Below are 18,197 nucleotides of genomic sequence, written 5' to 3'. Positions count from 1 at the left end.
CTCCTCATCTTCCTCACGACGCACTTCGCCGTGAGACGGATTTGGCACCTTCCCGAGCCGGGAGCCTCGCGGAACGATCAGCGGTGGCGCGCCATCGCGCTGCGCCGTCGATCGGTACGAGACCGGCTGGAGGGTTGCCGGGGCTTCATCGGGCCGTATCCCTCTGCCCCTCTGGATGAGCGGTATTTGGTTGTATACGCGGACGAGCACCGACATGCGATGGTCACCAGCGTTGTCCAAGACTGTAACCGAAGGCCAGGACAGTTGAGAGAGCCGTCCGAACCGCGAGATGAACGCAGAGGAGCCGCGCACCGTGCTGAAGGAAGTCGAGCGTTGGCTGAGTACCCGCTCCTGGTCCATGGCCGACCGCCCGCTCCACAGGATCATGGCCGCGAAACGAGCGAGCGGCCAGTCGGTCAGCGTCGTCCTGCCCGCGCTGAACGAGGAGGAGACGGTCGGCGACATCGTCGCGATCATCCGTCATGACCTCATGCGGCAGGTCCCGCTCGTCGACGAGATCGTGGTCGTCGACTCCGGCTCGACCGACCGGACGTCCGAGGTCGCGGCGGCGGCCGGGGCGAGAGTCGTCCACCGCGACGACATCCTGCCCCGCATCCCGGCCGTGCCCGGCAAGGGCGAGGTCCTGTGGCGCTCCCTGCTCGTCACGACGGGCGACATCGTCTGCTTCATCGACGCGGACCTCAAGGAGTTCTCGTCCGACTTCGTCTCCGGGATCGTCGGCCCCCTGCTCACCGACCCCGGTGTCGACCTCGTCAAGGCGATGTACGACCGCCCCCTGGGTTCCGCCGCCGGCCAGGGCGGCCGTGTGACGGAGCTCATGGCCCGCCCCCTCCTCAACATGCACTGGCCCCAGCTGGCCGGCTTCGTCCAGCCGCTCGGCGGCGAGTACGCGGCCCGCCGCTCCCTCCTGGAGCAGCTTCCGTTCCCCGTCGGCTACGGCGTGGAGCTGGGCATGCTGGTCGACGCACTGCATCTGGTCGGCCTCGACGCCCTGTCCCAGGTCGACGTGGGCGTCCGCAAACACCGTCACCAGGACGGGCAGGCGCTGGGCCGCATGTCCGCGGCGATCTATCGGACCGCGCAACTCCGGCTGGCGCGGGGCCACCTGATCCGGCCCGTCCTGACGCAGTTCGAACGGGGGCGGGACGGGTTCGAGCCGCGGACGCATTCGGTGGATCTGGAGGAGAGGCCGCCGATGGCGGAGATCGCGGAGTACATGGAGCGGAAGGCGGCGTGAGGGGGTGGGGGGTGCGCTTCGTGGGCGGGTTCGGGTGAGTGGGGGCTGGTCGCGCAGTTCCCCGCGCCCCTGAAGAGCAGGGGCTGCGCCCCATGCTTCTCGGCCCGCAGCGCCGTTGCCTTTCGGGCCCGCAGGGCTGGTCTTTGAGGCCCGCAGGGCCTGGTCTTTCAGGGGCGTGGGGAACTGCGCGAGAAGCCCCACCGGACCCGCACTCGCCACACCACCCGCACCCCCACCCCCCATAGGCGCTCCTGTATACGGCCGAACCGCACGTTTGACCGCCGAACCCCCGGGCTAGGTTGAGCCGTATGGCATCAACGCACCGCGCGGCTCAGGTACTGGTCGCGTCCAATCGGGGTCCCGTCACCTACACGCTGGACGAGAAGACCGACACGCTCAGCGCGAAGCGCGGCGGCGGCGGTCTCGTGTCGGGCCTCTCCGCGATCGACCCGGACTCCGGCGCCGTCTGGGTGTGCTCCGCACTGGGCGACGGCGACCGCGAGGCCGTACGACGCGGCGTCGCCGAGCCCGGCGTACGCATGCTCGACATCCCCGCCGACGTGCACCACGACGCCTACAACGGCGTGGCCAACTCCACGCTGTGGTTCGTGCACCACATGCTCTACCAGACCCCGCTGGAGCCGGCCTTCGACGCGGAGTTCCGGCGCCAGTGGGCGGCGTACGAGACGTACAACCGCGCCTTCGCCGAGGCGCTCGCCCAGGAGGCGGCGGACGGCGCGGCCGTGCTGGTCCAGGACTACCACCTGGTCCTGGTCCCCCGGATGCTGCGCGAACTCCGCCCCGACCTGCGGATCGGCCACTTCTCGCACACCCCGTGGGCGCCCGTCGACTACTTCCGGCTGCTCCCCGACGACATCGCCGCGCAGGTGCTCGACGGGATCCTCGGCGCCGACCGGGCCGCGTTCCTCACCCAGCGGTGGGCGGACGCGTTCACCGCGTGCTGCCGGGCGGTCCTCGGCCCAGGCAGCCCGTCCGGCACCCGGATCGGCGTGCACGGTCTGGGCGCCGACGCGGACTTCCTGCGGGCCCGCGCCCACCAGACGGACGTCGACGACCGCATGGCCGTGCTGCGGGAGCAGATCGGTACGGCCCCGGACGGCACCCCGCGCCGCACGATCGTCCGCGTCGACCGCACGGAACTCTCCAAGAACATCGTGCGCGGCCTGCACGCCTACCGGCAGCTCCTCGACGACCGGCCGACCTGGCGCGAGCGCGTCGTGCACGTCGCCTTCGCGTACCCGTCGCGGCAGGACCTCGCGGTGTACCGGGACTACATGGCCGAGGTCCAGCGGGTCGCGGACGACATCAACGAGCGGTACGGGACGCCGGACTGGACCCCGGTCATCCTCCACCTGAAGGACGACTTCGCGCGCTCCCTGGCGGCGTACCGGCTCGCGGACGTGGCCCTGGTGAACCCCATCCGGGACGGCATGAACCTCGTCGCCAAGGAGATGCCGATCATCTCCGACGAGGGGTGCGTGCTCGTGCTGTCGCGGGAGGCGGGGGCGTTCGAGGAGCTGGGGGACGACTCGATCGTGGTGAACCCGTACGACGTGGTGGGTACGGCCAGGGCGTTGCATGAGGCGCTGTGCCTGCCGGCGGCTGAGCGGGCGGAGCGTACGAAGCGGCTCGCGGCGGCGGCCACGGCGTTGCCACCGACCCAGTGGTTCCTGGATCAGTTGAGGGCGTTGGAAGAGTGAGAGCCCTGCGCCCCTGAAAGAACCGGGCGCCCTCTCTCTTCCTCTCGTTACCTCGTTACCTCGCTATACGTGCTCGGCGATCGCCGACAGCAGGTGTACGACCCCCGCCGGGCCGTCCACCACCAGGTCCGCTCGCTCCGACAGCTCCGTGACCTCTGTGCTGCCGCTGCAGACCAGCAGGCCCGGGGTGCCCTCGGTGCGGAGTTTTTCGACGGCGGCGAAGGCGGGGAGGTCGCCGAGGTCGTCGCCGGCGTAGAGGACGGATCCGGCGGCGGTTTCCGCCAGGTATTCGCGGAGGGCGACGCCCTTGTCCATGCCCGGGGGGCGGAGTTCGAGGACCAGGCGGCCGGGTTCGACGATGAGGCCGTGGCGGGCGGCGAGGTCGGTGAGCGGGGCGCGCAGCGCTTCGAAGGCGGCCTGCGGGTCGGTGGCGCGGCGGGTGTGGACGGCGACCGCCCGGCCCTTCTCCTCGGTCCAGGTACCCTGCCACGCGCCGACGCCGTCCAGGAGGCCGGGCAGTTCCGCGCGGACCGCCGCGACACCGGGGTGCGGGGCGGGGGCGGTGACCGTGCCGGTGACGGCGTCCCAGCGTTCGGCGCCGTAGTGGCCGAGGACGACGAGGTGTTCCAGGCCGGGGACACCGGCGAAGCCGCCGTGACGGACGGCGACGCCCGCGGGGCGGCCGGTCACCACGGCGACGGAGGCGACCTTGGGGGCGAGCGCGGCGAGCGCGGCGACCGCGTCGGGGTGGGCGCGGGCCTGTTCGGGGTCGGGGACGATCGGGGCGAGCGTGCCGTCGAAGTCCAGCGCGATCACCGTACGGCCGGGACGGTCGAGGATCGCGTCCAGCGCGTCCCGCCCGGCCGGGGTCACTGGTGTCGGCAAGGTGGCCTTGAGGTTCTCTGCGTCCTTGTGGCTGCCCATGCCTGCGACCCTATCCGTCATCGCTCGGCCCGGCGCCCTTCCCGGACTCTTCGCAGCCGGTTGACCGTGACCGGGTCGTGGGCGAGGGCGCGTGGGTCGTCGAGCAGGGCGTTGAGCAGCTGGTAGTAGCGCACGGGAGCGAGGCCGAGCCGCTCCCGGATGGCCCGCTCCTTGGCCCCGGGCCCCGCCCAGCCCTGCCGCTCCACGGCGAGGATCGCCTGTTCCCGGACGTCCAGCTCTTCCATGCGACGACGGTAACGGACGGGTACGACATCGCGCCGTACGGCTGCGGGGTGCATGGTCGGCTGCGGGTGGGTGGGGCTTCTCGCGCAGTTCCCCACGCCCTGAAAGGCCAGGCCCCGCGCCCTGAAAGACCACGGCTTCGCGCCCTGAAAGACCACGGCTTCGCGGGCCTTAAAGATCACGGCTTTGCGGGCCTTAAAGATCACGGCCCGCGGGGCCGAAAAGCACGGGGCGCAGCCCCTGCTTTTCAGGGGCGCGGGGAACTGCGCGACCAGCCCCCACCGGCCCGCACCCGCCGACGCAACCGCAACCGCCCGGGCGACAACGCGCCCCTCAGCCCGCCCGATCCGCAACCGTCGCCGTCTGCTGCAGCTGCTGCAGCACGACCCCCGGCTTCACCCCAGGCCGTACCGCCCGCCCTATCTGCTCCTTGACCGCCGCGCTGACGTCCGCCCAGGACGTCTTGCCGACGGGGTAGAGCTCGGCGTTGGGCAGCTCTTCGAGGAAGGGACCGAGGTCCGCGTCGTCCTTGTCCGCGCCCATCGCCTCGGACGCGGACGCGGTCACCGGCAGCAGGTCGTACTCACGGGAGAAGTCGAGAACGTTCTCGTCGCTGTAGACGAAGTCGAGGAAGTCACCGATCTCGTCACCGTGGCCGTTCTGCTTGAAGGCCATCATCCAGTCGGTGACGCCCATGGTGGCGTGCTCCCGCTCGTCGCGCCCCGGCATGGCGGCCGTGCCGTACTCGACCCCCTGGTCGGCGGCCATCCGCATCAGGCTGGGGTGCCCGTTGAGCATGCCGACCTCACCGCGCGCGAACGCCGCGAACGCGTCGGCACGGTTGAGATCGGCGGGGGCGGTGGGCCCGGTGAGACCCTTGTCGACCAGGTTGTCCTTGAGCCAGGTGAAGGTCCGGACGTTGTCGTCGGAGTCGAGCCGGTAGGTGCCGACGTCGTCGGTGTAGCCGCCCCCTCCGCTGAGCAGCCACTGCATGGTCTCGGCCTGCGCCTCCTCGGACCCGAGCGGCAGCGCGTACGGGGTCTCGGTACCCACCCGGTCGAGGGCCTCGGCATCGGCCGCCAGCTCGCTCCAGCTGCGCGGGGCGCTGTCGATGCCCGCCTCGGCGAAGAGCTTCTTGTTGTAGAAGAGGACGCGCGTGGACGCGGCGAACGGCATCCCGTACGCGATCCGCCCCACTTGGCCCGAGCCGGCGAGCTGGGGGAGGAAACCGGCCTGGACGGGGATGGAGAGCAGCTCGTCGACCTTGTAGAGCCGGTCGGCCGAGGCGTAGTCGGCGTACGTACCCGCCTGTGCCAGGTCGGGGGCCTCGCCCGCGGCGACCATTTCCTTGATCTTGCGGTCGACGTCGTTCCAGGAGTAGACGCTGACGTCGACCGTGACGCCCGGGTTCTTCTTCTCGTACGCCTTCACGACCGCGTCCCAGTACTTCTGGGAGCTGTTCGCCTTGGAGTCGCCGTAGTCGGCGGCGACCAGCTTCAGGGTGACGCCGGAGCCGTCGGCCTCCGAGGCGCCGCAGCCCGCAAGCGTCGCCATCAGTCCCAGCGCGGACAGGGCGGCCAGTGCCGCCGTTCCGTTGTTCCTGTTCCTGCCGCCGGTCTTCGTCCGCCGCTGCCGCTGTCCCACTCGTACTGCCCCAACCTGTCGCACGGCCCCGCGCACAACAGCCTGAACCACAGGCCCCGCGTTCAAGGCCGTCAATCTCTCAACCGCTCGAACTTCTCGAACTTCTCCATGAGGTCTACACCATAAGGTCTACACCACGTAAGTGGACTAGACCTCTAGTGGGTCGAAGGGCCACACTGTTCTCCGTGAGACACGTCATCGCCCTCGATGTGGGCGGCACCGGGATGAAGGCCGCACTGATCGGGGCGCGCGGCGAGCTGCTGCACCAGGCGCGGCTCGCCACCGAGCGTGAGCGCGGACCGGACGCCGTCGTCGCGTCGATCCTCGGCTTCGCCGCCGAGCTGAGCGCGTACGGCGAGCAGCGCTTCGGCGAGCCCGCGGCCGCCGCCGGGGTCGCCGTGCCCGGCATCGTCGACTCCGGCCGGGGCATCGCCGTCTACGCCGCCAACCTCGGCTGGCGCGACGTCCCGTTGCGCGCGCTCCTCGCCGAGCGCCTCGGCGGTGTCCCGGTGGCCCTCGGCCACGATGTGCGCACCGGCGGGCTCGCGGAGGGGCGCGTGGGCGCGGGCCGGGGCGCGGACCGCTTTCTCTTCGTGGCGCTCGGCACCGGGATCGCCGGCGCGATCGGCGTCGACGGCCGGGTGGAGGCGGGCGCCCATGGCTTCGCGGGCGAGATCGGCCACATCGTCGTACGGCCCGGTGGCATCCCGTGTCCCTGCGGGCAGTACGGCTGTCTGGAACGGTTCGCCTCCGCGGCGGCCGTCAGCCAGGCCTGGGCGGAGGCCTCCGGCGACCCCGGGGCCGACGCGGCGGACTGCGCCAAGGCCGTCGAGTCGGGCGACCCGCGCGCCGGCGCCGTCTGGCAGCACGCCGTCGACGCCCTCGCCGACGGCCTCGTCACCGCCCTCACCCTGCTCGACCCCCGCACCCTCATCATCGGTGGCGGTCTGGCGGAGGCCGGTGAAACCCTGTTCACACCGCTGCGCACCGCCGTCGACCACCGGGTCACCTTCCAGAAGGTGCCCACCATCGTCCCGGCCGCCCTGGGAGACACAGCGGGCTGCCTCGGCGCCGGCCTGATGGCCTGGGACCTCATTACCCCCACGCACCCCTCGGACCCCTCGGACCCTTCGGAGGAAACCACCTGATGGCCCCCACACTTTCCGGCACCGGGTCCGACAGCACCCTGAAAGGGGCGCGGGGAACTGCGCAACCAGCCCCCACACATGCGCAGTCGCCGCCCAAGGCGCACCCTTACGTCCTCGAAGGCGCCAACGTCGTCCTCCCCACCGGCACAGTGAGAAACGGCCGGCTCGTCATCAACGGCACCAGGATCGCCGCCGACGCCCCCGAGAACGCCCCCACCATCGACATCGGCGGATATTGGGCGCTCCCCGGCTTCGTCGACATCCACAACCACGGCGGCGGCGGAGCCTCCTTCACCTCCGGCACGGTCGACGACGTGCTCCACGGCATCCGCACCCACCGCCTCCACGGCACCACCACCCTCGTCGCCTCCACGGTCACCGGCGACATGGACGGCCTCGCCCACCGTGCCGGCCTCCTCTCCGAACTCGCCGAGCAGGGCGACATCGCCGGCATCCACTTCGAGGGCCCGTTCATCTCCCCCTGCCGCAAGGGCGCGCACGCGGAGGAACTCCTCCGCGATCCCGACCCCGCGGAGGTCCGCAAACTGATCGACGCGGCGCGCGGCCGGGCGAGCATGGTCACACTGGCCACCGAACTCCCCGGCGGCCTCGACTCCGTACGCCTCCTCGCCGAGCACGGCGTCATCGCGGCGATCGGGCACACGGACGCGACGTACGAGCAGACGGTTCAGGCCATCGACGCGGGTGCGACCGTGGCGACCCATCTGTTCAACGCGATGCCCCCGCTCGGCCACCGCGAGCCCGGCCCGATCGCGGCGCTCCTGGAGGACGAGCGGATCACCGTCGAGCTGATCAACGACGGTACGCATCTGCACCCGGCCTCCCTCCAGCTGGCGTTCCGTCACGCGGGCGCCGACCGGGTCGCGTTCATCACCGACGCCATGGACGCGGCCGGCTTCGGCGACGGCCTGTACACGCTCGGCCCGCTGGCGGTCGAGGTCGTGGACGGCGTGGCCCGCCTGGTGGAGGGCGGTTCGATCGCGGGCTCGACCCTCACCCAGGACCGCGCCCTCAAACGCGCCGTCACCATCGACCGCCTCCCGATCGAGGACGCCGTCGCCGCCCTCTCCGCCAACCCGGCACGGCTCCTCGGCCTCTACGACCGCATCGGCTCCCTCGACCCGGGCAAGGACGCCGACCTCGTCCTCCTCGACGCGGACTTCGAGCTGAAGGGGGTGCTGCGGAAGGGCGAGTGGTTGACATCCTCCCCCTCTTAAAAGAGGGGGATTCCAGCCCATTCGGGCTGAGGTTCACGGACGTTCGACCGCTGGTTGGGCGGTGTCGTCCCTCCGGCACCGGCTGTGCGCCGGGGGCGGGGGATCCCGCCCTGTCCTGCCGCGATGTTGATACTGGCGTTGGTGTCGGCGTTGCAGGTGAAGCCGCAGGAGGAACAGACGAACTCGGCTTGGCTCTTGCGCGAGTTCTTGTCGATCCAACCACAGGCACTGCACCGCAGACTCGTGTAGGGGGCGGGAACGTCTTCGACCCGGCCGGGGGCTTTGTGCCCGGTGCGCTGCCGGAGCAGGCCCCAGCCCTGGGCGAGGATCGCCCGGTTCAGACCGGACTTCTGCGCCACGTTCTGGCCGGGCCGCTCCACGGTTCCCTTCGCGGAGCGGGTCATCGTCTTGATGTTCAGCTTCTCGAACCGGACAAGGTCATAGCAGCGGGCGAGCATGGTGCTGGTCTTCTCGCACCAGTCCTTGCGCCGGTCGGCTTCGCGCGCCTTGAGGCTGGCGGCCTTCGCGTACTCGGCGGTCTTGGCCTTGCTGCCCTTGGGGGCGCGAGCAGCCCGCCGCTGGTGCTTGCGGATCTGCGCCCGCTCGCGGGTGGTGAGCTGGGGACAGTTCAGCTTCCGTCCGTCGGAGAGCGCGGCGGTGACGGCGACACCCCGGTCGATGCCGATCACCTCGCCCGTGCCCGGCCCCTCGACCGGGTCGGGGACGACGGCGAACGCGATGTGCCACTGCCCGTTGCGGAAGGTGACCCGGAACGTCTTCGCGCCGGGCAGCTTCGCACCCTTGCCCTTTGCACTGAGGCGAAAGCGGACCCAGCCGCAACCGGGCACCCTGACCTGAGCCCACCGCCCATTCAGCCTCTGCACGACCACCGACCGGCCCATGACCTGCCTGCCGGTCTTCGCGTTCAGCTTCGGCGACCCGTCCGCCTGGTACTCCGGTACACGGTCGGTGCCGATGACCCGGAAGCCCTCGTGCACGTGCTTCCTGCGCCAGGTCGGCTCACCGAACCCGGACGTGAACCTGGCGTTCTTGGCCCTGGCGAAGTCCTTCAACGCCTGCTGCTGCACGTCCGCGTTCCCCGAACCCAGCCACTCGTTCTCCCGCCGGGCTTCGGTGAGCTGACGGCACTGCTCCGCGAAACCGGGCGCGGACTTGCGCCACCGGCGCCAGTGCGCGTGCTGCTCGACAGCGAGATTCCACACGTATCTCGCGTGCGCGCAGTGCGTGAGCAGCTGCTCTTCCTGCTCGCGCGTCGGGTACATCCGGAAACGTGACATGCCGCGAACCTAGACATCCCGTTCCCCTCTCGCGCACGACTTCGATCAACATCACCCGTGAGAGTGACCGGCACGCTTTCGCCTTACCGGACCGTCCCCGCCCACCGGACCCTCAACCTGTCGCCACCACCAACGGCTCCAGGCCATCCTCACCACCGTCTCTCCCGAGACGCCGAATCGCCCTGACGGCGACTCGGCTTTCCCCTGCCCCGCCACGCGGGAACGGGCATTCACCCCGGCCCCGAAGGACCGGGCACCCCGCCCGGCAAGCAAGGTGGACTGGCCTATGGGCTGATCCACAGGCGATCGATCCCCAACCGGCCTGCTCCGTCCGGTCGTTGGCATGTGGTGCGGAGTGCGGCGGTCGGCCCCGGGGGACTGGGCCGACCGCCGCTCATTTGGCATGATCGAGCCTCCGCGCAGTCGAGACGCAAGGGGGTAGGTCCAGGTGATCCTCACGGTCACGCTGAACACCGCTCTCGACATCACCTATCGCGTACGGGACCTGAGGCCCCACACCACGCACCGGGTGACCGACGTGACCGAACGCCCCGGCGGCAAGGGCCTGAACGTGGCCCGCGTCCTCGCGGCGCTCGGCCACGAGGTGACGGTCACCGGCTTCGTCGGCGGCGCGACAGGCCGGGCTCTGCGGGATCAACTCACGCACACACCGGGCGTGGTGGACGCGCTGGTCCCGGTGAAGGGTGCGACGCGCCGGACGGTCGCCGTGGCCGACGCGAGCGGTGACACGACTCAGCTCAACGAACCGGGCCCGCTCATCGCACCCGCCGAGTGGTCCGCCTTCCAGGAGGCGTACGTCGATCTGCTGCGCTCCGCCTCGGTGGTGGCCCTGTGCGGCAGCCTGCCGCCGGGGGTGCCGGTGGGCGCGTACGCGGGCCTGGTCCGTACCGCCCGCACGCTGTCCGTACCGGTCCTGCTGGACACCAGCGGCGAGCCGTTGCGACGCGGGGTGGCGGCCCGCCCCGACCTGGTGAAGCCGAACGCCGACGAACTGGCCGAACTCACCGGCTCCCACGAGCCGTCCCGCGCGACCCGGGACGCCCGGCGCCGCGGCGCCCAGGCAGTCGTCGCCTCTCTCGGTCCCGAGGGCGTCCTCGCCCACACCCCCGAAGGCGTCTGGCGCGCCACCCCGCCCCGCCGCTTCCGCGGCAACCCGACGGGAGCTGGCGATTCGGCGGTCGCGGGCCTGCTGTCGGGCCTGGTCGACCGCCTCCCCTGGCCCGACCGCCTGGCCCGAGCCGTCGCCCTGTCGGCGGCGACCGTACTGACCCCGGTGGCGGGCGAGTTCGACCGTCAGGCGTACGAGGAACTGGTGGGGCAGGTGACGGTGACGGGGGAGGTCACGGCGGCGTGAGCGAAGGCTCTCAGCCTTCGGCGTCCTCGTCCTTGCCCGCCAGGTACATCTGGTCGATGTTCACGTCGCAGGAGTTGCCCTGCTCGCACGAGATCTTGATCTCGTTGGTGCCCTTGTTGAGCTGGACGATCGAATAGCTGTACGTCCAGCCCTTCTCGTAGTCGCCCTCCGGGGCGTTCGAGAAGTTCTCGAGGTTGAGCGGGCGGCTCAGGACCGTGCCGTTGACCGTGAGCGTGGCGTTGGCGTTCTTGCCGGGCACGCCGTAGACGACGTACAGCCGGTACGAATCGGCCTTCGGGACGTCGTCGGCCTTCCACGTCACCGACGAGCCCACCGAGTTGAAGTTACCGACGTAGAACCCGCCGTCCGACCTGGCGCCGGGGACGTCGGAGGCGATGGCCGCGTTGCCGCCGAGGAGGAGGGTCTTGGCCTCGGCCTTGGGGAGGTCGCCGGCTTCCGCCTTCTTCGACTTGCTGGCCGACGGGCTGGGGTCCTTGCTCTGCTCGGCGGTGGGGGTGGTGGAGGCCCCGGTGTTGTCGCCGGAGGTGTCCTTCGAGTCGTCGCTGAGCATGGCGACGCTGATCCCGATCACCACCGCGGCCACGACGGCGATCGCGCCGATGAGGAGGCCCTTGGTGTTGGGGCCACGGCCGCGGCCGCCGCCCCCGCCGTTGCCGTGCCCGTGCTGACGGGTCGTCGGGGCGCCGCCGGAGAAGCTCTCGGGGGCCTGGTAGTGCGTGTTCTGCTGGCCGGGGCCGCCCTGCTGCTGGCCGTACCCCTGCTGCGGGACCTGCCCGTACTGCGCGGTGGGGGCCTGCGGAGCCTGCTGGGTCTGCTGCCCGTACTGGCGTTCGCCGACCGGTCGCGCCCGGTTGACCGCGTTCGGGTAGCCGTAGCTCGCGCTGGGCGGCTGAGCTCCTCGGGCCTGCCCGTCCTCGTAGAGGTAGCCGAACGGGTCGTCGTCCTCGGGCGTGCTCGCGCCGTTGTTGCCGGGCGTCATCCCTAGGTCTCCTCAGCGGTGCGGTACATACACGTACGGGTGGCGGGTCATTGCGTGGGGGTGTAGGAGAGCGAGCCTACCCGCTCGTGGTGGCCCAAACGGGTGACTCGGACCTCATCGCCTCGCCGACCCGCCACCCACCAGGCACTTTCCAGCCGTCGCCCGGCTCTGACCTGGTCTTATCCCTACATGTCGCGGGTGTCACTCCGGCCGCTATCCGGCCCGCCTGTGCTGCCTGGGACGAGATCGTTTCTCGACGTACATCCGCTCGTCAGCTGATTTCAACACCTCGTCCGCCGTCATTCCGCAGTGCGCCCAGCCGATGCCGAAACTGGCGCCGACGCGCATCGCGCGGCCGTCGACCCGAATCGGCTGGATGATCTCGTTGCGGAGGCGTACGGCGAGGTCCTGGGCGTCCGCGCGGCCGAGGCCGTCGGCGAGGACGACGAACTCGTCACCGCCGAGCCGGGCCACCGTGTCGCCGTCGCGCACACCCCGGCTGAGCCGCCGGGCCACCTCGATGAGGACGGCGTCGCCCGAGTTGTGCCCGAACCGGTCGTTGATCGACTTGAACCCGTCGAGGTCGCAGAAGAGCACCGCGAGCCCCTTGGTCCCGTCGTCCCGGTCGTCCTCGGGCGCGACGGTGTGCACATGGTGGTCGAAGGCGTCGTACGGTCCGCCGGCCCTGTGGAAGTCGAAGGCGTGCCCGCTGTGTCCCGCGGCCTCGTAGTCGTCGAACGACGGGTGCGGCAGCCGCGCCGAATGCTCGGCGGCACCGTGCTCCCCGAACTCGCCGTGCCCGGCGCCGGACTCCCCCGGCACCCCGAACTGCCCGAAGGCCGCGTTCATCGAGTCGGCCGCCGCGCCGGCCGGGAGCGACTGCGGGCGCTGACAGAGACGGGAGGAGAGGCGCGAGCGCAGCTCCGCGGAGTTCGGCAGCCCGGTGAGCGCGTCGTGCGAGGCCCGGTGCGCGAGCTGCAGCTCACGCCGCTTGCGCTCCTCGATGTCCTCGACGTGGGTGAGCAGGAAGCGGGGCCCGTCGGCGGCGTCCGCGACCACGCTGTTGCGCAGGGACACCCATACGTACGTCCCGTCGCGCCGCCCGAGCCGCAGCTCCGCGCGCCCGCCCTCGGCGGAGGTCCGCAGGAGGGTGCCTATGTCCTCGGGATGGACGAGATCGGAGAACGCATACCGCCGCATCGCCGAAGCCGGCCGCCCGAGCAGTCGGCACAGCGCGTCGTTGGTCCGCAGGATCCGGCCGTGCTGATCGCCACCCATCTCGGCGATGGCCATGCCGGAGGGGGCGTACTCGAAGGCCTGCCGGAAGGATTCCTCGCTGGCGCGCAGCGCCTGCTGCTCCCTTTCGAGCCTGACCAGTGCACGCTGCATGTTGGCGCGCAGGCGAGCGTTGCTGATCGCGATGGCGGCCTGGAAGGCGTACATCTGGAGCGCTTCCCGTCCCCATGCGCCCGGTCGGCGACCGTTTCGCGGCCGGTCCACGGACACGACGCCGAGCAGCTCGCCACAGGAGGCGCCAGGGGCGCCCGGGGTGTACATCGGGGCGAAGAGCCGGTCGGACGGATGCCACTCGTCCTCGAACCGGGGAGCGGGACCGTCGGTGTACCACTGCGGTACGTCGTCCTCGTCGAGAACCCAGCCCTCGGTGTGCGGTATGAACCGCAGGTCGCCCCAGGCCTCGCCCATGTTCAGCCGGCGGTCCCAGGCGTCGCGGGAGCCAACGCGGCCGGTGATCAGGGCTTCGGCGGCGCTGTTCCCGGCGAGGGCGGCGACGACCAGGTCGCCGTCGGGGCGGACGAGGTTCACGCACGCCAGTTCGTAGCCCAGGCCGTTGACCACACCGTCGGCGACGGTCTGCAGCGTGTCGGCCAGGCTGCGCGCGGTGTTCATGTCCGCCATCACCTGGTGCAGCTGCCGCAGTGTCGTCAGACGGACGTAGGGCTCCGAATCGGTTTCCATTCGCCCTCCCCCCGAGATCTCGTGGCAGCTCCAGGCTCCAGGTAACCTGCTTAACTCGCGGGCTTACTACCGCTTACAGTTCCCGCTTACAGCTTGCAGCGTCCCCGCCACTGAATCACAGCGCGAAGCCCACTCGGTACACAGGGTCAACAAAATATGGCTCCTGTGACTCAAGTCACAACAGAAGATGAGCAATTGAGTGGAGTTTATGCGTTTCCCGCGTGCGCTTCTTGAACAGAATTCAGAACTCTGTGTAGGCGCTGTGCCCGGGGTTGATCGGGGCTGATCAGGGCGGCCGAGCAGGGCCGACTGGGACCGACGGGGACTGCGTGAGACCGAGCAGGGCCGAGTGGGACCGACGGGGACTGCGTGAGACCGACCGGGACCGAGTGGGACCGACCGAGACCGAGTGGGACTGAGCGCGGCCGGGCGGGTCGCCCTAGCCTCGATCTTTCGTGACGGTCGGCCGACGGAGTCGGCGGACCGTTTCGCTTTCGGTGGCTGAGGATGGGCACGCCGACAGCCCGAGTGTCGTGTCGGGTGGGCGCCGGGTTCCACTTTCCCGGTGTGGTGGTGCGGATCGTTGGGGTGGTCGGTGTGGCTGGTCAGCCGGGGCTCGGCAAGGCATTGAGCCGGTCGATTGCCCGGGTGATCTCGTCGGTCCAGGGCCATCGCGCAGTGAAGCGGAGCCAGCGGCGGCGGCCGGTGCTCACGAGCTGGGCGGCGGCGCAGAACAGCCTCAGACGGAGCTTCTTGGGTTCCCAGCGGCGGGCCTCGCCGGTCAGCGCGAGCATCGGCATCCAGGCGAGGAGGTCGAGTGCGAGGGAGACGATCTCCAGCCAGATCCAGTTCTGTGCGGTGTCGTGCAGGGGCAGATTGCGCAGTCCGGTGTCGCGGGCGCCTCGGATGCGGTCCTCACAGCGGGCCCGGCGGCGGTGACGCAGTTCGAGGTCGGCGAGCTGGCCGCCTCTTGTGTTGGTCGCGAAGCAGGTCAGCCGTAGCCCGTCAAGGTCGGTGAAACGCAACTGGGCGCCGGGGTGCGGCCGTTCCTTGCGGACGACCAGCCGCATCCCCTTCGGCCACGTACTCAGGTCGGGCATGTCCGTGATCTCCGCGACCCAGGCGCCGGGCCGCTCGGTGCCGCCCGCGTCATAGGCCGGCGTCCACGCCTTCTTCGGAATCTTCAGCACAGCCTGGTGGATGGCGTCGGTGATGGTCATTCCGACGGAATACGACAGCCACCGGCCGGGCCTGGAGAGCCAGTCGAGGAAGGCGTGGGTGCCGCCGGCGGAGTCGGTGCGGATCAACGTCTGCCGGCCCCGCCGCAGGTGTCGGGGCAGTTGAGCCAGGGCGAGCCGGGTGGTTTCGATGTGATCGGTGGCGGTGTTGGAGCCGGCGTTGCCGGGCCTCAGCAGCGCGGCCACCGGCTCGCCGGAACCAGCCTGGCCGTGGTCGACGAACGCCACCAGCGGGTGATGGCCGAAGGTCTTCTTCCAGGTCGCGGTGGCATCTTGCTTCTCGGAGTGCGCCAGGACCAGCACACCGTCGATGTCCACGATCACAGTGCCGTCGACGGCCGGACCGTCCGCACCGGCCAACTCCCAGACCCGCGACCGTACTTCTGCCCGCGCCGACCGGATCGCGGTGAGGGCCTTCGGGCCGGCTGCGGCCAGAGCGTCGACGAGACGGGAGACCGTCGGATCGGAGGCCACGGGGCCGAACACGTCAGGCTCGGCCCGCAGTATGCCGATGTCGGCCAGGCAGTCTCCGCCGAGTGCGACGGCCAGGGCCACATCCAGCAGGATCTTGCCCGGATCGTGCACCGTTCGCGGCTTGCGCCACGGCGCCATTGCCGCCGATACCGCGGTGTCCAGGCCGGACGTGCGGACCGTCTCGACCAGCAGCACCGCCCCGGCCTGAGAGACCGTCCCGCGGCCACCGCCCTCGACGCGGACACGCGGGTACAACCCGATACGCTTACTCACCTGGAAAGTGCCTCCGACGGGCGCGGGAACGAGGGCCTAGACAATCCTCATTCTGGCTGGTCAGGGGCATTTTCCGCTCTTCTGACCAGCCGTCGGACAACGTGCTCAGGAGACTCCGCGAAGTTGGCTACGCGGATTCCATCACGCGATGGTGATGAGGCAAACGACCCTGACCGCACCCCGGGTCCCGTTCTTTACCGTGCGGGCGACCTCATCACTGCGAGCATAGACGGACACGCGACGGCGATCGGGGAGTGCTCGGGGCAAGATCGTACGCCCGCTTCACCTGAGGGGTGCTTCTCTCCTCGCACCCAACCGGACCCTCGACAAGTTCCGATGCCGCTGGTCAGGAGTACTTCTCCCAGCTGTGATCAAGTCGCGGACCGCCCAGTTCGTGAAAGCCCGAGGCTAGTAGTCCAGCGGATTCGGCTCGATGTCCACCCGATCCGTGTCGAACCCCCTGCCCTTCCGCGTCGGCGGACGGACGATCACCGCAGCGAACAGGAACCGGTAGATCGCGTTCATGCGCGCGTGGTCCTCCGCCTCCTCCAGCCTCTTCCAGTTGGTTTCGGCGTCCGGTCCGGCGATCCCCTCCAGGACGGCGATCGGCCGCTTGACGGTCTTCCGCTGACGCTCCTTCATCCGCTTGAGGATGGGCGCGCGCATGGACTGAAAGTCGGCGGTCGTGAAGTCGTCATCGTTGAGCCAGAGTTCTTTCAGCTCCCCCAGCTTCGCGCGGTCCTTCTCGTCCGCGAGCACGTCAGCCTCTGGGCGCGTGGTCGCGGCCGGCTCGTAGCCAGCGGTGTCGAGCTTGGTCAACACCTTGATCGTCACGTCCCGCACGAACGCCTCCAGCGGCACGGCCGAGACGGAGCGGTTGCACTTGTCCTGGTCGGTGTTGTCGGCGCGGGTGCACCGGTAGTAGGGATACCGGACGCTGTTCGAGCCGCTCATGCGTGCTCCGCACGCGCACGTGACGACACCGCGCAGGATGTAGTTACGGAGCGGCCGTTTCTTCGTGTCCCGGTGTTGCTGAGCGCGGTACTCCTTGAGCCGTTGCACCTCGTCCCACTGCCCCCGGTCGATGATGGCGGGCCACGTCCCTATGGCCACTTCCTCCCCCAGGTGGAACCGGAGTCCGGCCACGAAATGGGACGCCAGCAGATGACGAACGTTCTCGGGGTTCCACGTCTTGCCCTTCGACGTGGGGATGTCGCGTGCTGCAAGGTCCTGGGCTATGCGGTTCGGTGACTCACCGTCCAAGAAGCGGCGGTAGACCTCGCGAACGATCTCCGCTTCCTTCTCGACAATCGCGCGGCCGTCGCGGGTGTAGCCGTACGGTCGGTTGCCCACATGCGGCCGGCCTTCTCGGGCGTGCTCCTTCAAGGCATCCTTGAGACGGCGCGACGTGTCATCGGAGGAGCGGCACGCGTGCGCCACCTCGATGCGGAGGATGAACCGGTCGTCTGGGTCCGACAGATCGCGCCGGTTCGCCTCGCCATGCAGAAGGACGCGCTTGTCGTCGGCTATGGAGAGCAGTTCCTCAAGATCCTTCGGCTGCCTCATCAGGCGGTCGGGGTGGTAGACGATGACGTGCCTGATCTCCCCCTCCCCCATCGCCCTCAGCATCTCCTCCCACCCCGGTCGCTTCCGGTTGCGCTGCCACGCCGACCGGTTGTTGTCCACGTAGATGTGCGACGACTCGACACGGAGCTGTAGGCGCTCGGCGATCTCCCGGCAGATGCGTTCCTGGCGGTCGACGCCGGTCTGATCCTCGTCCCTGGTGTGGGAGATGCGGCAGTAGATCGCTGCGGGCTCGCCCGGCGTGATGGCGGCCTTGGGTAACTTGGATCGGCTCATGACAAACACTGTATGAGCCGGATATGACATCGATCATCGTGGGGGCGGCGATCGGGGCGGTGTTCTTCAAAGAGCGGTTCGGGGCGCCGCGGATCGTGGCCGCGGGGCTGCTGGTCGTGGGGATCGGGCTGATGCTGCGGGCCGGATAGGCGGGACGGGGGCCGGGCAGGCCGTGCGTCCACGGGAGAGGAGGAGCACTCTGGAAAGAGCGATTCCGGAGGTGATCGTCATGATGAAAACCGCTGTCGGATGGCACATCGAGCTGGAGTTCCAGGAGGACGATCAGCGCACACGGGCGGCGGCCCTCGTACGGCTCCCCGACGGGAAGGAGGTACGCGCGAACGGTTACGCCAGCCGCCACCGGACCGACTCCCATCAGCCCCGGGTCGGCGAGGAGATAGCCGGGGCCAGGGCCCTGAACGAGCTCGCCATGAAGCTCCTCACCAAGGCCCACGACGAGATAGACGAGGCATCGGGCCGCACGTCGCACCCGATAGCGCTCTGACCCAGGACGCCGGCAACCGCC

General features: G+C 70.0%; 14 protein-coding genes, 1 pseudogene and 1 riboswitch. Of the genes and pseudogenes, 7 read left to right on the top strand and 8 right to left on the bottom strand.

The window, feature by feature from the left end; all coding sequences use genetic code 11:
• Position 1 precedes the first annotated feature (1 nt).
• A riboswitch (SAM riboswitch) is annotated at positions 2 to 182 on the bottom strand.
• A gap of 131 nt (positions 183 to 313) precedes the next feature.
• Both AWZ10_RS14435 and AWZ10_RS14430 read left to right on the top strand, forming a co-directional pair.
• Entirely contained in the window at positions 314 to 1,258 is a 945-nt protein-coding gene (locus AWZ10_RS14435; protein ID WP_060891252.1) for a glucosyl-3-phosphoglycerate synthase, read from the top strand.
• Between the two features lie 308 nt (positions 1,259 to 1,566).
• A complete protein-coding gene (locus tag AWZ10_RS14430; protein ID WP_060891243.1) occupies positions 1,567 to 2,979 on the top strand; it encodes an alpha,alpha-trehalose-phosphate synthase (UDP-forming) in 1,413 nt (470 codons plus the stop codon).
• A gap of 63 nt (positions 2,980 to 3,042) precedes the next feature.
• Here the strand turns inward: AWZ10_RS14430 and otsB are convergent, their stop codons facing one another.
• The 3 genes from otsB to AWZ10_RS14415 form a co-directional block, all read right to left on the bottom strand.
• Positions 3,043 to 3,903, bottom strand: a complete 861-nt coding sequence (otsB, locus tag AWZ10_RS14425) for a trehalose-phosphatase (RefSeq protein ID WP_046705902.1) — start codon at positions 3,901 to 3,903, stop codon at positions 3,043 to 3,045.
• Positions 3,904 to 3,920: 17 nt separating this feature from the next.
• A complete protein-coding gene (locus AWZ10_RS14420) occupies positions 3,921 to 4,148 on the bottom strand; it encodes a DUF3263 domain-containing protein (RefSeq protein ID WP_037688504.1) in 228 nt (75 codons plus the stop codon).
• A 331-nt stretch (positions 4,149 to 4,479) separates the two neighbouring features.
• Positions 4,480 to 5,700 (bottom strand): extracellular solute-binding protein, encoded by a 1,221-nt coding sequence (locus tag AWZ10_RS14415; protein ID WP_046705908.1) that lies wholly within the window; start codon positions 5,698 to 5,700, stop codon positions 4,480 to 4,482.
• A 275-nt stretch (positions 5,701 to 5,975) separates the two neighbouring features.
• Here AWZ10_RS14415 and AWZ10_RS14410 point away from each other — a divergent pair, with 275 nt between their 5' ends.
• Positions 5,976 to 6,938: an ROK family protein gene (locus tag AWZ10_RS14410; protein WP_060891242.1), complete on the top strand. Its 963-nt coding sequence runs from the start codon at positions 5,976 to 5,978 to the stop codon at positions 6,936 to 6,938.
• Positions 6,938 to 8,176 (top strand): N-acetylglucosamine-6-phosphate deacetylase, encoded by a 1,239-nt coding sequence (gene nagA, locus AWZ10_RS14405; RefSeq protein WP_079104364.1) that lies wholly within the window; start codon positions 6,938 to 6,940, stop codon positions 8,174 to 8,176. The genes AWZ10_RS14410 and nagA overlap by 1 nt, the downstream gene beginning before the upstream one ends.
• Here the strand turns inward: nagA and AWZ10_RS14400 are convergent.
• Positions 8,173 to 9,474: an RNA-guided endonuclease InsQ/TnpB family protein gene (locus AWZ10_RS14400; RefSeq protein WP_060891240.1), complete on the bottom strand. Its 1,302-nt coding sequence runs from the start codon at positions 9,472 to 9,474 to the stop codon at positions 8,173 to 8,175. The two genes, nagA and AWZ10_RS14400, sit on opposite strands and share 4 nt — an antisense overlap.
• Before the next feature lie 448 nt (positions 9,475 to 9,922).
• On the opposite strand from AWZ10_RS14400, the gene AWZ10_RS14395 reads away from it, so the two are divergent.
• The gene (locus AWZ10_RS14395) at positions 9,923 to 10,849 is read left to right on the top strand and encodes a 1-phosphofructokinase (RefSeq protein WP_060891239.1); all 927 of its coding nucleotides are present in this window, start codon (positions 9,923 to 9,925) and stop codon (positions 10,847 to 10,849) included.
• Positions 10,850 to 10,859: 10 nt separating this feature from the next.
• Here the strand turns inward: AWZ10_RS14395 and AWZ10_RS14390 are convergent, their stop codons facing one another.
• From AWZ10_RS14390 to AWZ10_RS14375, 4 genes are all read right to left on the bottom strand, one after another.
• Positions 10,860 to 11,849: a carbohydrate-binding protein gene (locus AWZ10_RS14390; protein ID WP_046705904.1), complete on the bottom strand. Its 990-nt coding sequence runs from the start codon at positions 11,847 to 11,849 to the stop codon at positions 10,860 to 10,862.
• Positions 11,850 to 12,062: 213 nt separating this feature from the next.
• Complete coding sequence (gene cdgB / locus AWZ10_RS14385; protein WP_060891238.1) at positions 12,063 to 13,826, bottom strand: diguanylate cyclase CdgB; 1,764 nt, start codon at positions 13,824 to 13,826, stop codon at positions 12,063 to 12,065.
• 605 nt (positions 13,827 to 14,431) lie between these two features.
• The gene (locus AWZ10_RS14380) at positions 14,432 to 15,811 is read right to left on the bottom strand and encodes an IS1380 family transposase (protein WP_060891237.1); all 1,380 of its coding nucleotides are present in this window, start codon (positions 15,809 to 15,811) and stop codon (positions 14,432 to 14,434) included.
• A gap of 408 nt (positions 15,812 to 16,219) precedes the next feature.
• On the bottom strand, positions 16,220 to 17,671 hold the full coding sequence (locus AWZ10_RS14375) for a recombinase family protein (RefSeq protein WP_060891236.1): 1,452 nt from the start codon (positions 17,669 to 17,671) through the stop codon (positions 16,220 to 16,222).
• Between the two features lie 26 nt (positions 17,672 to 17,697).
• On the opposite strand from AWZ10_RS14375, the pseudogene AWZ10_RS50155 reads away from it, so the two are divergent.
• Positions 17,698 to 17,820, top strand: a pseudogene (locus AWZ10_RS50155) (EamA family transporter); the annotation flags it as partial.
• An 80-nt stretch (positions 17,821 to 17,900) separates the two neighbouring features.
• Positions 17,901 to 18,176, top strand: a complete 276-nt coding sequence (locus AWZ10_RS14370; RefSeq protein WP_086751577.1) for a DUF1876 domain-containing protein — start codon at positions 17,901 to 17,903, stop codon at positions 18,174 to 18,176.
• Positions 18,177 to 18,197: the final 21 nt, after the last annotated feature.

The organism is Streptomyces europaeiscabiei, from assembly GCF_001550375.1.
GTDB classification, from domain to species: domain Bacteria; phylum Actinomycetota; class Actinomycetes; order Streptomycetales; family Streptomycetaceae; genus Streptomyces; species Streptomyces europaeiscabiei.
This window is presented reverse-complemented; position numbering and strand designations above follow the sequence as displayed.

Coding starts and splice junctions, on each gene's coding strand:
- otsB (WP_046705902.1), bottom strand. CDS start 3,903: ATGGGCAGCCACAAGGACGCAGAGAACCTCAAGGCCACCTTGCCGACA.
- AWZ10_RS14390 (WP_046705904.1), bottom strand. CDS start 11,849: ATGACGCCCGGCAACAACGGCGCGAGCACGCCCGAGGACGACGACCCG.
- AWZ10_RS14430 (WP_060891243.1), top strand. CDS start 1,567: ATGGCATCAACGCACCGCGCGGCTCAGGTACTGGTCGCGTCCAATCGG.
- AWZ10_RS14420 (WP_037688504.1), bottom strand. CDS start 4,148: ATGGAAGAGCTGGACGTCCGGGAACAGGCGATCCTCGCCGTGGAGCGG.
- AWZ10_RS14400 (WP_060891240.1), bottom strand. CDS start 9,474: ATGTCACGTTTCCGGATGTACCCGACGCGCGAGCAGGAAGAGCAGCTG.
- AWZ10_RS14375 (WP_060891236.1), bottom strand. CDS start 17,671: ATGAGCCGATCCAAGTTACCCAAGGCCGCCATCACGCCGGGCGAGCCC.
- AWZ10_RS14370 (WP_086751577.1), top strand. CDS start 17,901: ATGATGAAAACCGCTGTCGGATGGCACATCGAGCTGGAGTTCCAGGAG.
- cdgB (WP_060891238.1), bottom strand. CDS start 13,826: ATGGAAACCGATTCGGAGCCCTACGTCCGTCTGACGACACTGCGGCAG.
- AWZ10_RS14415 (WP_046705908.1), bottom strand. CDS start 5,700: ATGGCGACGCTTGCGGGCTGCGGCGCCTCGGAGGCCGACGGCTCCGGC.
- nagA (WP_079104364.1), top strand. CDS start 6,938: ATGGCCCCCACACTTTCCGGCACCGGGTCCGACAGCACCCTGAAAGGG.